A 13,640-nucleotide genomic window follows, 5' to 3' on the forward strand; every position below is an offset into this window, starting at 1 on the left:
CAAATATAATTATAATGAAATTAAAAGCTCTTTTCCGTTTTTGATTTCATACTCTCTCTTCTAAGCTCGCTTTCATGTTTAGAAAAGACGCAGCCGCAATAATCCTGGCGATATAAATTATATTCTTTTGACAGTTCCGTGGAACATTTAAATCCGTTCTTCTTTTTAAAATCGGAATTAAGAAATACCGTACCGGCTTTCAGAGCCTCTTCTTCTCCGATTTTATTGAGAAGGGCCGCATCTTTCATCGGACTTATTGTAAGAGTTGTCGTAAAACAGTCCATATTAAGTTCTTTAGAAACTCGCGCCGCTTCTCTGAGGCGAAGTCTGAAACAAATTTCACACCTCTCTCCGCCTTCCGGACACTTTTCAAGCCCCCTTACCGATTCAAAAAAAAGCCTGTTATCATATCCTCCGTCAATGAAGGATACAGGATATTTCGTACCGTATTCTCCGATAAATCTCTTCTGCTCCTCTGCTCTTCTCAAATATTCTTCCTGTTCGGTTATGTTGGGATTATAATAAAAAACCGTAATTTTAAAATAATCCGAAAGATATGAAATACAGTAACTTGAACACGGCGCGCAACAGCTGTGGAGAAGCAATGTCGGAACCGATTCGGATGATTGCGCGGATTTCGCCATGATTTCAAGTTTCTTTTCCATCTCTTTTTGATAATTGATATTGTTCATATGTTACCGCTTTACAAAATCATGCGTTGATAACGGAATCTATTACTTCAAGGAATATCTCCATCTCTTCTTCCGTACCTATCGTAATCCTGAGATAATTGTCTATTCTGGGTTTCTTAAAATATCTGACATAGATATTTCTCTTTTTAAGTTCCTCAAATATTAATTCGGCAGGCTTTACTTTATGTTTTGCAAATATAAAATTGGCTGACGAAGGAAGCACCTCAAAATCCCTGCTTTCCAACTCCCTTATGACTTCTTCTCTTGTATAAACAATCTTTGCAACGGTTTCTCTGAAGTACGTTTCGTCCTCGATGGATTCACTTGCGGAGATAAGAGTCGGAGCATTTATTGTATATGAGTTTATTGAAAACTTAACGTCAAGCATGGCGGAAATCAGTTCTTTGCTTCCCATTGCATAACCTAAGCGAAGACCCGCAAGCGATCTTGACTTGGAAAACGTTCTCGTAACAAGGACATTTTCATATTTATCAATGAGCTTAAGTGCGGATTCGCCGCCGAAATCTATATATGCCTCATCGATTATTACAACAACGTCCCTGTTATTCTTTACTATAGTTTCTATATCTTCCAAGGGCAATACTACGCCGGTAGGTGCATTTGGATTGGCAATAACTATTCCGCCGCATTCCCTGTTATAATCCCCGATATTAACGGTGAAATCGTCACTCAAAGGAATTTCCTCATAAGGTATTCTGTAAACGTCAGCCCAAACTTTATAAAATGAGTATGTGATATCGGGAAAGATAATCGGTTTGTCTGAATTAAAAAATGTCAAAAACGCCGTAGCAAGTACATCGTCGGAGCCCACGCCGACAAAGACATTTTCCCTGTTCACCTTGTGATATTTCGCAATACTCTCAATAATAACGGAAGCATCCGGATCCGGATATTTTCTGAGTATGTCTCCGTTCATATCTGACAAATCCTTAAGGGCGTTAACCACTCCGAGAGCCGGTGTATATGGGTTCTCGTTGGTGTTAAGCTTTATTATACCGTCGCCCTTCGGCTGTTCTCCGGGCACATACGGATCCACTCTTCTAATGTTATCTTTCCAATTATCCATTTAAACTCGATTATCCTCTATTCGCAAAAATTATTTTACAAGACCGTATGACTCTGCCAGTTTCTTAAATGCAGGCAACGATCTCTCTATTGTATCGTATGACACGCAATATGCGATTCTGACATATCCGCTTCCGCCGAAATCGCTGCATGGAACAACCAGGATATTATATTCTCTTGCTCTGTCCGTAAATTCTCTCTCATCTTCCGTAGGAGTCTTCATAAATAAATAGAAAGCTCCGTCCGGTTTTACGCATTCAAAACCATATTCCGTAAGAGCGTTATATAATGCCAATCTGTTTTTGTTATATGCTTCAACATCAACTTCCGCATCGATATTCTCTTTAACAACCTTCTGCATAATGGCTGGAGCATTTACAAATCCCATTATTCTTGTGGCAACTCCGCATGCCGCCTTTACCGTTTCGGAATCAGTAAGCTCATCCGGAATTACGAGATAGCCTATTCTTTCACCTGGAAGTGATAAAGATTTACTGTATGAATAACTTACTATTGTATTGTCATAATACTTTGTAATATAAGGCACCTCTATGTCTTCGTAAACCAATTCTCTGTATGGTTCATCCGAAATTATGACTATGTCATTGCCGTATTTTGCCGATTCTTCTCTTAAGCAATCCGCAATTGCCTTAATTACGCTTTCCGGATATACAACTCCCGTAGGATTGTTAGGCGTATTAAGAATGAGAACTTTAGTCTTTTCATTTATGGCAGCTCTGAGTCCTTCAATGTCAGGCATAAAAGTCTTAGGATCCGACAATACTTCCACCAGAACACCGTCGTAATTGGTTACGTAATTTCTGTATTCACTGAAAAACGGTGAAAATGTAATTACTTCATCCCCCGGGTTAAGAAGCACTTTAAATATTACATTCATTCCGCCTGCGGCTCCTACGGTCATAACAATGTTTGAACCGTCGAATTTAGTGCCGAACCTTCTGTTAATTGATTCAGCAACTGTTTCTCTTACGTCCGGGAATCCTGCGTTAAGCATATATCCGTGAAGCTGAACCGAATCTGTCGTGTCTACTATTCTTTTTATGGACTCATTAACAGACGCCGGTGCCGGAACATTTGGGTTGCCGAGTGTGAAATCATATACATTTTCTCTTCCAACCTTCTTTGCAAGTTTGGTTGCAAGTCCGTAACACTCTCTTATGGCCGATCTTTGATTAAGCTGATCCTGCATTTTTTTTGAAATCATATCCTACACCTCTTCCGTCTGACTGCATTAATATGGATTTCTCTGTGAAAGTTCTCATACATAAATGTATCCGTGTGTCAATGTGCCACTTCTATATACACTTGCATGATTGCTTGAAATTCATACAATGTGATAATAAAAATTAATATTTTCTTAATATTACTACGCTATATATTACTACTTTTTTTCAATAATACCATTAAATAATAATTAAAAAATGGATATCGGCATGTGAAAAGCCTCTTTTTCACTATATCGGCCAAATCAATTGTTATCCGATACCCGCCGATTTTTTTGCAAGAAGGTCGGCCTCTTCATTACCGTCAACACCGGTATGCGCGCGAACCTTCCTGAATATGATATTTATTTTTTCGGATGCATTGTCAATAAATTCTTTATATTTTTTTGTACCCGGCTTATTGGTTTTCCAATCGCCGTTTGCCCATGACTTTATCCCCATATAGTCAAAATAAACTATCAAAGTCGGCAATCCCATGTCAATGGCCAGTTGGATTGCCGCCATGGAGCCTTTTATTTCTCCCGCGACATTTCTCATTTCCGCATATTCAGGTTCTGAGCCGCTTCCCGAAAATATTGTTTTCTTCCCCTTAAAGCTTATATATCCGCCGTAACCGTATACTTTTGTCTTAATATTGTAGGATCCGTCGACAAATGCAACAGGTATGTTACCGTCCGTTTCCGAAATCATACCGCCTTTTCCGTTTATTTCTTCATAATCATCCGATCTTCTCATGTATTCATCGGCCTCTTTAAGTGTTTTGAAACTCTTATAAACCGCTCCGGGATATCCGTACACCTGAGATTTACACTCATCCCAAGTATCATATATCCCGATATTTTTACCGTTTTTTACCGCATAAAATTTCCCCAATACAATTACCTGCTCTTTCCATGTAATCTCATACAACCGCTCTGTCTTTACATTCATCGTACAATGAATAAAAAACATTACGGATACATTGAACGTATCTGTAATGTTTTGCCGTTTTCTTACTTAACTCTGATAATACTTGAAATTTCCTTAACACATTCAAGCTGTTTGATCGCGTTGACAAATGACATGAATTTACTCTCTTCGACACTGTCTGTTATAAATACAAGATCTGCCACGCCGTCTCTCGCATTCTTTTGAACAACCTTCTTAACACTTACTCCGTTTTCTCCCATATCTCCCGCTATAAGTGCAAGAACGCCCGGTTTATCTTCAACAACCGTCTTAAGGAAAAATCTGCTTTCAACATTATCGATAGGCATTACTTCAAAATTGTTGTAATAATTTACCGGAACCCTGTTTGTGCAATTGTTCATAATATTTCTCATTACATCAAGAACGTCTCCGAGTACAGCGCTGGCAGTAGGCATATCACCTGCTCCCCTGCCCATAAACATGGCTGCGTCAAGAGCGTCGCCCAATACATATACGGCATTAAATGAATCGCGTACTCCCGCAAGAGGATGCTTTTCTTCTATAAGTAACGGATGAACTCTTGCCTCTATTTTTCCGTTTGTCATCTTGGATGTTCCGACAAGTTTGATAACATAACCGAAATCTTTTGCATAACTGATATCATCGCTTGTTATATTGCTTATTCCTTCTTTATAAACATCATCGAGAGTAACATTTGAGTGGAATATAAGCTGTGAAATAATCGCCACTTTTCTTGCGGCATCTATACCTTCAACGTCTGCCGTAGGGTCCGCTTCCGCATATCCCAACTCAGTGGCGTCCGCAAGTGCCTTTTCATAGCTTAAACCTTCTTCTGCCATCTTTGTTAAAATATAGTTGGTCGTTCCGTTTACGATACCCATAACTTCCGTAATGTTATCACCGTCCATATTTTGCATAATAGGGCGAATAATCGGAATCGCTCCCGCAACGGCTGCTTCAAATTGGATATCCAAGCCTTTTTCCCGTGCTTTTTCGAATATCTCTTCGCCGTGTTCGGCAATTAAATCTTTATTGGCCGTTACTACGTTCTTTCCCGCTTCCAAAGCTTCCAGGATTCTTTCCCTTGCAAGGGTTGTGCCGCCCATGAGTTCTATCACGATTTGAATTTCAGGGTCGTTGATAATTTCATTCCAGTCGGATGTCATTACTTCACTGTCGATACCTTCTCTTTTTTTAGCTGTATCTCTTACAAGTACCTTTTTAATATTAAGTCTTGCTCCGACTCTTTTTTCTATTTCTTCACTCATTATGCTCTGAAGTCTGTAAAGACCTCCGCCTACCGTACCCGCTCCCAAAAGCGCTGCATTTATAACTGTACTCATTTTTCCTCCTAATAAGCGTAAGTGTAAATGTGCCTTTAATTTAAAAAAATGATGTTAAAATCCTTTTTATTATACATTATATGGAGATTTTAACAAAATAAATCTTTACCGTTTGAAATGTTACTCATTTTCACTGCCTGCGAGTTTCTTGGCCCTGTCATCGGCAATCAATGCGTCAATAATTTCGTCAAGATCTCCGTCCATGACCTGATCGATTTTGTAAAGCGTCATCTTTATTCTGTGATCCGTAACTCTTCCCTGAGGAAAATTATATGTTCTGATTTTTTCGGATCTGTCTCCGGTTCCTACCTGGGATTTCCTTTCGCTTGCTTCCTTTTCGTGAGCTTCGGCGATTGCAAGAGCATTTAACTTAGCATACAGAAGAGCAAATGCCTTTGCTTTGTTTTGTATTTGTGATTTCTCGGTCTGAGAATATATCACTATACCCGTGGGATAATGTGTAAGGCGAACGGCGGAGTCCGTGGTATTTACACACTGCCCTCCGTTTCCGGAAGCACGCATGACATCTATACGGTAATCCTTTTCATTGAGAACCACATCTTCCGGCTCCGCCTCAGGCATAATTGCAACGGTAGCCGTTGAAGTGTGGATTCGTCCGCCTGTTTCCGTCTCCGGTACTCTTTGTACTCTGTGAACGCCGCTTTCGTATTTCAGAATGGAATAGACTCCCGAACCTTTTACCATAAATTCGACTTCTTTCATTCCGCCTATACCTGTATCTTCATATGAAAGCAGTTCCGTTTTCCATCCCCTTTTCTCCGCAAAATGTGTATACATTCTATACAAACTGTTCGCAAACAAAGCCGCTTCTTCTCCGCCTGCTCCTGCTCTTATTTCCACAATGATATTTTTATCGTCGTTTGGGTCTTTCGGAATAAGTAAAATCTTTAATTCATTTTCAAGTTCATGCATATTTACTCTTGCCGTTGATAAGTCTTCCTTTGCAAGCGCAATCATGTCCGCGTCCTTTTCGGTCGAAATAATCTCAAGGCTTTCCGCTTCCAACTCCTTGTTTTTTTTATATTTATTATACGTGTTTACTATGGGCTCCAATTCGCCCTGTTTTTTGCACAGTTCCGTGAACCTTTTTGTATCGTTTGCCGCTCCCTCAAGGGATAATTCATGCACAATATCCTCATATTTATGTTCAAGGTCTGATAACTTACCATATATATCCATCTTATATCTCCTTTTATATAACGAAATGATTTATGTGCTTTTACATTAAAATGCGAATTATTCACATTCCGGACTTCAATATATGCAGCACCTATGTATGTGAGGTTATTTTACATTGCTTTGTTCCGGTTACGACTCTGTCATTTCCTGCAAGATCCTTTATAATCTCAATATTCACATAACCGGCTTTCTTTAATATGTCGCATACGCTTTCTCCTTCGTCATATCCCACTTCAAATACAAGACTTCCGTTGTCTTTTATTCTGTCATATGCTTCTTCGGCTATTTTTCTGTAGAAGTACAATCCGTCTTCTCCGCCGTAAAGTGCCTTATACGGTTCATGTTTTACTTCCGGCTCGAGGGTTTTTATGACTTCCTCAGTAATATACGGCGGATTGGATACCAATATGTCAATACTGTTTTCTTTATTTTTAAAGTAATCTGATTTAAAAATGTCACTCTCTATGAACATTACTTCTGCTCCGAGATTCTTTGCATTTTCACGGGCCACGTTTAATGTATTATGATCTATATCCGTCGCCGCAAAATGTATATCAGACATTTTTTCAAGTTCCTTTGCCAAGGTTATTATAATACACCCCGATCCCGTACACATATCCAATACATTTAATGTACCTTCACCATTCCAAACGTCTGCAATATATGATCGGATAATATCCAGCGTATATTCAACCAATACTTCCGTGTCAAATCTGGGTATGAGTGTGTCGGCTGTTACTTTGAATTCCCTTCCGTAAAACGGCGCTTTCCCGAATATATACTGCAGAGGAATCCTCTCTTTTCTTTTCCCGATCACTTCGTTTATTTGTCTGATCTCATCATCATTAAGTTCATCCTCAGGATTAAATACAATGTCCGCTTTTTTGCATTTATGAATTTCACACAGAATAATCGATGCTTCGGATGAAGCTTCAAACCTGTCTGATACAACAGATTCAGACAAAAGAAATTGCTCTATACTGTTTTTTGCGTTTTTTAATGTATTTAAAGTCAAATTTTCCATAAAACTACCCGATTTGCGTATAATATAATCATTGCCCATTTTTAACAATAACCCTGCAAAGCAATGCTTTACAGGGTCAAAACAAAATGTATTTTTAACTCGACCGATTATATTATATAATACACTGTCAGTTAATATTTTCAAAATTTGAGGAGCAGATCTTAAGCTGATTAATAATATCTATATGCTGAGTACATACCTGTTCGCACTTTCCGCAGGCAATACACTCATCTGCCCTTCCCTTTCCTTTTACGGCATTTCCGTAATCTCTCTTCGCTTCGTCAATCAAACCGTTACCCAGCCTTTTATTCATGGCTTCGAATATATCCGGAATAGGTATGTTTTTAGGGCAGCCTTCCACACAATAACCACATCCCGTACATGGAATAAGAGAAGATTTGCCGATGATTTCTCTGGCCTTTCTTATTATTTCCCTCTCTTCGTCGTTTAACGGCTTAAAATCCTTCATGTATGACAAATTGTCAGCCATTTGTTTCACGTCTGACATGCCGGATAAAACGGTTAAAATCCCGTCCAATGATGCTGCAAATCTTATGGCCCATGAAGCATATGACATATTAGGAGCATATGAATCAAATAATTCACGTACCTTTTCCGGAGGGTTTGCAAGCTTCCCGCCCTTTACCGGTTCCATTACAACAATTGACTTACCGTGCTTACGCGCAACTTCATAATTGGCTCTCGAAGATACCGACGGATTCTCCCAATCCGCATAGTTAATCTGCAGTTGTACAAAATCCACATCCGGATGTTTTTCCAGTAATTCATCAAGCAGTTCCGGTCCGTCGTGAAAAGAGAATCCGATATGTTTAATCAGGCCCTTTGCCTTTTGCTCTTCGGCAAATTCCCAAATTCCAAGCTTCTCATACCTGTTATAATTAAATCCCATAAGAGAATGTAACAGGTAATGGTCAAAATAGCCTGCTCCTGTACGCTCAAGACTTGTATAAAACTGCTGCTTTGCCATTTTTGCCGTTGGAGATAATGCGGCAAAAAGCTTTGTTGCGAGGGTAAAAGATTCTCTCGGATATCTGTCAACAAGAGCTTTTTTTGTCGCCTTTTCGGATCCCGGATAAATGTGAGCCGTATCAAAATATGTGAATCCCGCCGCCATAAACATATCAACCATTTTCTTTGTTTGAGGTATATCCGTGCTGAATAACCTCCTCGGCAGCCTCATCAGACCAAATCCGAGTTTACCCGTTTCTTTCTTTTCCGTCTCTGACATATTATCACCCTCTCGGTATTTATAAATGTTATACTTATGTATTTTTCAATAAAGCAATTTCATTTTCAGTCAGTCTTCTGCATGATCCAACCGGAAGCGACTCATCAAGCGCTATCGGCCCCATAGAAATTCTTTTAAGATATGTAACTTCTTTTCCCACGGACGAAAACATCCTTTTAACCTGATGAAACTTCCCCTCCCGAACGGTTATTAATGCTTCGTTTTTACCAGGAAGAATATCAAGCTTTGAAGGCATTGCCGTAAGCTCATCGTCAACTCTGAACCCATTTGCAAAAAGCTCTGCATCATCCGATGTGGCGGCTTTGTCAAGGCGTACAAAGTAAGTCTTATCCACGTGGCGCTTAGGAGACAATAACTTGTGTGCCAATTCACCGTCATTTGTAATAATAAGCAGACCCTCCGTATCTATATCAAGCCTTCCGACGGGAAATAAGTCTTTTCTGACCGTTACGTTGACCTTATCTTCCGACTCTTCGTATTCGTAAATTAAATCCGTCACCGTTTTATGCTTACTGTCTTCCGTAGCGGAGACCGTGCCCGCAGGCTTATTCAACATATAATATGCAAAAGCTTCATACTCTACCGGCTCGTCATACCAAAATATATTATCTTCAGGAGATACAGACGCCCCCGGATCCTTTTCCGCAACACCGTTTACACGGGCGGCTCCTTTTCTTATGGCTTTCTTCAGTTCACTTCGTGTACCGAGACCCATATCAGCCAGGTATTTATCTAAACGCATGCCATTCTCCCGTAAAATAAAACGACCTTTGTTGTTTTATTAAAATCATCTGACTCATTGAACAATTTTTCTGCATATGAACTTATTCTGTCTTAAATATCTCATTACCATTTCGACGGTCAACTCCATATCGTCAATTGAGTTTACCATTTTATCTTCTTTGTAGTACATGGCACTTGAGAATGTACATTTAACGGGTTTTAATCCGTTCTTTCTGATGATAAGCGCAACACCGTAGCTGTTTCTCTTATTAGTCTTTATTTCGAACCTGACTTCGGAAACATCTTCTCTTTTTACGCTTTTTGTCTTTCTGAACGCGCCGAGTCCTTTGGAAAAGTACAATGTGTCATCCTCTACTTTAAATTCTTCAAAATCCTTATTATGTTTTTTAACATATAAGCTCAGCATTATACCTGCAAATCCGGCCGCAGATGCCACAATAACAACAATAATCTGTGCAACTGTCATAAAATTCCTCCCATATTACCCATAGAGCAAAAAAAATCACTTCTCCGCTTAATAAAATTCAATTACGCGAAAAAGTGATTTTGTTAAATATTAGTCTGTATAATTATCAAAGTATCCCTGAATATATACAAATGGTGTACCTTTATCACCGGAACCTGATGTAAGATCCGCCAGGGAACCGACTAAATCTGCCAATCTGCGGGGTGTTGTTCCCTCTGAAGCCATCTGACCTTTAAGTTGAGAGTCTTTTTCCGTAATAGATTTTTTAATTGCTTCCTTAAGCTCCTCGCCCTTTAAGTCAGCATACTTGTTATCCGCAAGATACTTAAGCTTAAGCTCATTCGGCGCTCCTTCAAGTCCGTCGGTATATCCGGGAGATACAACAGGATCCGCAAGTTCCCATATCTTTCCGATAGGGTCTTTAAATGCTCCGTCACCGTATACCATTACTTCAACAAGTTTACCTGTTTTTTCAAACATAAGCTTTTGAACGGATTCCACAAATTCCATACAGTTAATAGGGAATAACTTTATGGATTCTTCAGTTGCCTTATTTGATCCGAGCAATCCGTACTTGTCATTATAACCGCTTCCGTTTCTCGGAGCCGTCATAATATCATCCATACCGTATACTTTTTTTGCTCCCGCACTCGTTAATAAACGTTTTGTACGAAATCTCGTATGAATGTCACAATTTAAAACACAGTCTGTATATGAAAGAATCGCTTTCGGTTTATTCGCGAAAATAATCTCTACTTCACATCCCTCTGACTGAATAATATCTTTATAATAAGACACGTAGTCAACACCCGTAAATGTATGACGAGGTCTTCCGAACTTCTCTACAAATTCATCTTCCGTAAGAACATCTTCGTAAGGATCGACTCCCGCTGCGTCCAACGCATCATAGTCAACCAAATGATTACCTACTTCATCAGACGGATATCCCAATTGAAGAACAATCTTCTTAGCACCTCTGGCAAAGCCTCTTAAAACAATCGCAAAACGATTTCTGCTTAAAATCGGGAAAATAACACCTATTGTACTATCTCCGAATTTATCTTTTACATCGCTCGCAATGTCGTCAACCGTACAATAATTGCCCTGGCTTCTTGCAAGTATTGACTCCGTAAGGGCTATAATGTCCTTATCTCCGATAGTGAATTCATTCTGTTCCTGCGCCTTTAATACGGTATCTACAAGGATATTCTTTAAATCATCTCCCTGCTTGATAATCGGCGCACGCAATCCTCGTGAAATAGTTCCAGTAATTCTTTCCATATGCATCCTCTTTTACTAAAAATCAACAACAAAAATACTACCACGATTTCTGCACTTTTTCAATGCAATTTCATGGCAGTAATTATTTTGGTTATTGATTATTATCTCACGACCATGCCTGTATAGGAATTGATTCCGCCTATGTTTTTGACATTGGTGTATCCGATTCTCTTCAGCAATAAAGCGGCCTGCTCACTTCGTCCTCCGCTCAGACAATATACAAACAGCGGAGTATTAAGATCCGTTACTCTTCCTTTTATATCCGTTATAAACTGTAACGGAACATTAATACTTCCCTCTATGTGTCCGGCGGCATACTCGCCGATGTTCCTTACATCCACAAGTACCGCTCCTTCCGTATTCTTATATTCAGCCACACCCGTGTTAATGTCAGGTTGTCTTGAAAATCCAAAGAAACCCATTTTTATTTCCTCCGTATACTTTCAAATTAAATATTGTTATTTTTTATTTACTAAAGATTATCTTATTCATATATGCTCTTCAGTGACATAGTCACATTGAATGACATAAATATTTCATATAAAGATCATATTCTGAAAGTATATAAATTCAAAAACGGTGTCAATTTACAAAACACCTGATACGGCACTTTTTTACACAGTGTAACGGATTATACATTAAAACGGTCATAGTGATCATAACAGTCTAAGCAAACTTTCTTTCCGTTTTGTATTCTTATCCAATTTGCTCCGGTTACTTCACCGCAGCATTCACATTTATATGAATCAAAAAGCTTTGCCTGCGTCGGAAGCTTTATGGTTGTTTCTTTTACGTCAAACATCTCTTCAGGCTCACATCCCCGGTAATACTCAAAACTCTCTTCCTTTGTCATACCTTCAGGCTTGTCCTTTAAAACAAGGCGAACCGATTTACCTGTTTTTCTGTTATAAAACGAAAACGCCTGTTTACCCCTCATATGAAACAGAAGGTTGCCTTTTCCCACGCTGCATCCCAATACAGACTGTATTGCGTCACAGCCGCATGCATCATTTTCTGCGATACAAACTATTTCTTCGTCATTCGAAAAATTTAAATTTAATAAATCAGCGGCATACAGAGAGGCTTTGTATCCTATCGTTAATCCACCGCATACATGTCCGTGAAAGTCCGCGGCTCTCTCCCAAAGTTTCTCTTTATTAACCATAAATATCCCCCTTTCGTATTTTAATCATTATTTATCAAAATTTGCCTGTTGATATCCCCCGTGATATTGTGAAGCAATTTTTTCATATGCGTTAATGCCGAGAAGATATTGCGTTATCTCGTCAAACTTCTCAGCCGGATCAATATCTGAAAATGCATCCGGATACAATACCTTGCCTGTATAATACGCATCCGCAAGGGCAATATCTATATTGGTTATGTAATTATTAAACGGCATTTGTATATATGTTTTGCCGTTTCTTACTGCTGACAGTGATTTATAGAAATCGGGATTGTTATTATAATCTTCCTTTACAAGAGACATTCCGCCGGCATCCAATATAATAACCTCCGGATCCAACTCCAAAACAGTTTCTTTATCAAGCATAATGTAATCGTTTATACCTTTTTCATTTACGACATTTTTTGCTTTTAAAACATCGAATATCTCATAATCTCCGGTTGTGCTCTCGATGCCGTGTGCCCCTTTAAATGACTGCGCTCCCAGATATACTCTTACCGGATTCACATTTTCCGTACGTTTCTCCAAATCCGTCTTTGCTGCCTGAATGTAACTTACAACATCATTCGCCCTATCCTCATTACCTGTTATCTTTCCCACAAGAGATATGGAATCGTAAATATTACGGTCGAATATTTTACCCGCACCGGTCTTACCCTTTCCGTAACTTATTGCCACAACGGGAATTCCCGTTTTTTCCTGTAACTCGTTAACACTTGAAATATCCGTATTATATCCGGTGAAAATCACATCGGGTTTTGCGGCAAACAAAGCCTCTGCATTAGGACCGTTGCCCGGACCTCCCGGACCTATTACCGGAAGTTCTTTTAAATTAGGAATTGACATATTATAAGGGCGCCCTTTCTCTCCCCAGGAAAGTTCGACATCTTCAACCCCAACCAGGTTTTTGTCATCGGCAACGTATGTATACATACGAAGTGCTCCTGCGCCTATACAGGCATATTTAGATGCATTACCCGGAATCTTAACCTTTCTCCCAAGCATATCCGTTACTTCGTAATCTTCTTTGTTTTCCGCACCTGATTCAGAGACCGCTTTACTTTCCGTTGACGATTCTTTACCGGAACCGCAGGCGGCAAGCGGTAAAGCCGCACATACCGTCAAAGCAACCGCAAAAAGCTTATTTTTATTCATACTTATCTCCTTTTTAAAC

At 39.3% G+C, this 13,640-nt stretch carries 14 protein-coding genes; all 14 read right to left on the bottom strand.

The window, feature by feature from the left end:
* Nucleotides 1-20: 20 nt before the first annotated feature.
* Complete coding sequence (locus tag ACYQ1N_RS01845; RefSeq protein WP_459832050.1) at nucleotides 21-692, bottom strand: epoxyqueuosine reductase QueH; 672 nt, start codon at nucleotides 690-692, stop codon at nucleotides 21-23.
* A 19-nt stretch (nucleotides 693-711) separates the two neighbouring features.
* A complete protein-coding gene (gene hisC, locus ACYQ1N_RS01850) occupies nucleotides 712-1,779 on the bottom strand; it encodes a histidinol-phosphate transaminase (protein ID WP_459832052.1) in 1,068 nt (355 codons plus the stop codon).
* A gap of 30 nt (nucleotides 1,780-1,809) precedes the next feature.
* Complete coding sequence (locus ACYQ1N_RS01855; RefSeq protein WP_459832054.1) at nucleotides 1,810-3,003, bottom strand: pyridoxal phosphate-dependent aminotransferase; 1,194 nt, start codon at nucleotides 3,001-3,003, stop codon at nucleotides 1,810-1,812.
* A gap of 271 nt (nucleotides 3,004-3,274) precedes the next feature.
* A complete protein-coding gene (locus ACYQ1N_RS01860; protein WP_459832057.1) occupies nucleotides 3,275-3,895 on the bottom strand; it encodes a ribonuclease H1 domain-containing protein in 621 nt (206 codons plus the stop codon).
* Nucleotides 3,896-4,014: 119 nt separating this feature from the next.
* Nucleotides 4,015-5,295, bottom strand: coding sequence for a homoserine dehydrogenase (locus ACYQ1N_RS01865; protein WP_459832059.1), 1,281 nt, complete (start codon nucleotides 5,293-5,295; stop codon nucleotides 4,015-4,017).
* Nucleotides 5,296-5,415: 120 nt separating this feature from the next.
* Nucleotides 5,416-6,489, bottom strand: a complete 1,074-nt coding sequence (gene prfA, locus ACYQ1N_RS01870; RefSeq protein ID WP_459832138.1) for a peptide chain release factor 1 — start codon at nucleotides 6,487-6,489, stop codon at nucleotides 5,416-5,418.
* 97 nt (nucleotides 6,490-6,586) lie between these two features.
* On the bottom strand, nucleotides 6,587-7,519 hold the full coding sequence (prmC, locus tag ACYQ1N_RS01875) for a peptide chain release factor N(5)-glutamine methyltransferase (protein WP_459832061.1): 933 nt from the start codon (nucleotides 7,517-7,519) through the stop codon (nucleotides 6,587-6,589).
* 127 nt (nucleotides 7,520-7,646) lie between these two features.
* Complete coding sequence (locus ACYQ1N_RS01880; protein ID WP_459832063.1) at nucleotides 7,647-8,768, bottom strand: aldo/keto reductase; 1,122 nt, start codon at nucleotides 8,766-8,768, stop codon at nucleotides 7,647-7,649.
* A 34-nt stretch (nucleotides 8,769-8,802) separates the two neighbouring features.
* Complete coding sequence (locus tag ACYQ1N_RS01885; RefSeq protein ID WP_459832065.1) at nucleotides 8,803-9,531, bottom strand: pseudouridine synthase; 729 nt, start codon at nucleotides 9,529-9,531, stop codon at nucleotides 8,803-8,805.
* Between the two features lie 54 nt (nucleotides 9,532-9,585).
* Nucleotides 9,586-9,999 (bottom strand): hypothetical protein, encoded by a 414-nt coding sequence (locus tag ACYQ1N_RS01890; RefSeq protein ID WP_459832067.1) that lies wholly within the window; start codon nucleotides 9,997-9,999, stop codon nucleotides 9,586-9,588.
* A gap of 90 nt (nucleotides 10,000-10,089) precedes the next feature.
* Complete coding sequence (locus tag ACYQ1N_RS01895; protein WP_459832069.1) at nucleotides 10,090-11,280, bottom strand: coenzyme F420-0:L-glutamate ligase; 1,191 nt, start codon at nucleotides 11,278-11,280, stop codon at nucleotides 10,090-10,092.
* Between the two features lie 101 nt (nucleotides 11,281-11,381).
* A complete protein-coding gene (locus ACYQ1N_RS01900) occupies nucleotides 11,382-11,702 on the bottom strand; it encodes a rhodanese-like domain-containing protein (protein WP_459832071.1) in 321 nt (106 codons plus the stop codon).
* 209 nt (nucleotides 11,703-11,911) lie between these two features.
* Complete coding sequence (locus ACYQ1N_RS01905; protein ID WP_459832073.1) at nucleotides 11,912-12,445, bottom strand: FmdE family protein; 534 nt, start codon at nucleotides 12,443-12,445, stop codon at nucleotides 11,912-11,914.
* A gap of 27 nt (nucleotides 12,446-12,472) precedes the next feature.
* Nucleotides 12,473-13,621, bottom strand: a complete 1,149-nt coding sequence (locus ACYQ1N_RS01910) for an iron ABC transporter substrate-binding protein (RefSeq protein WP_459832075.1) — start codon at nucleotides 13,619-13,621, stop codon at nucleotides 12,473-12,475.
* Nucleotides 13,622-13,640 lie beyond the last annotated feature (19 nt).

The sequence above is a fragment of the Howardella ureilytica genome, assembly GCF_054657495.1.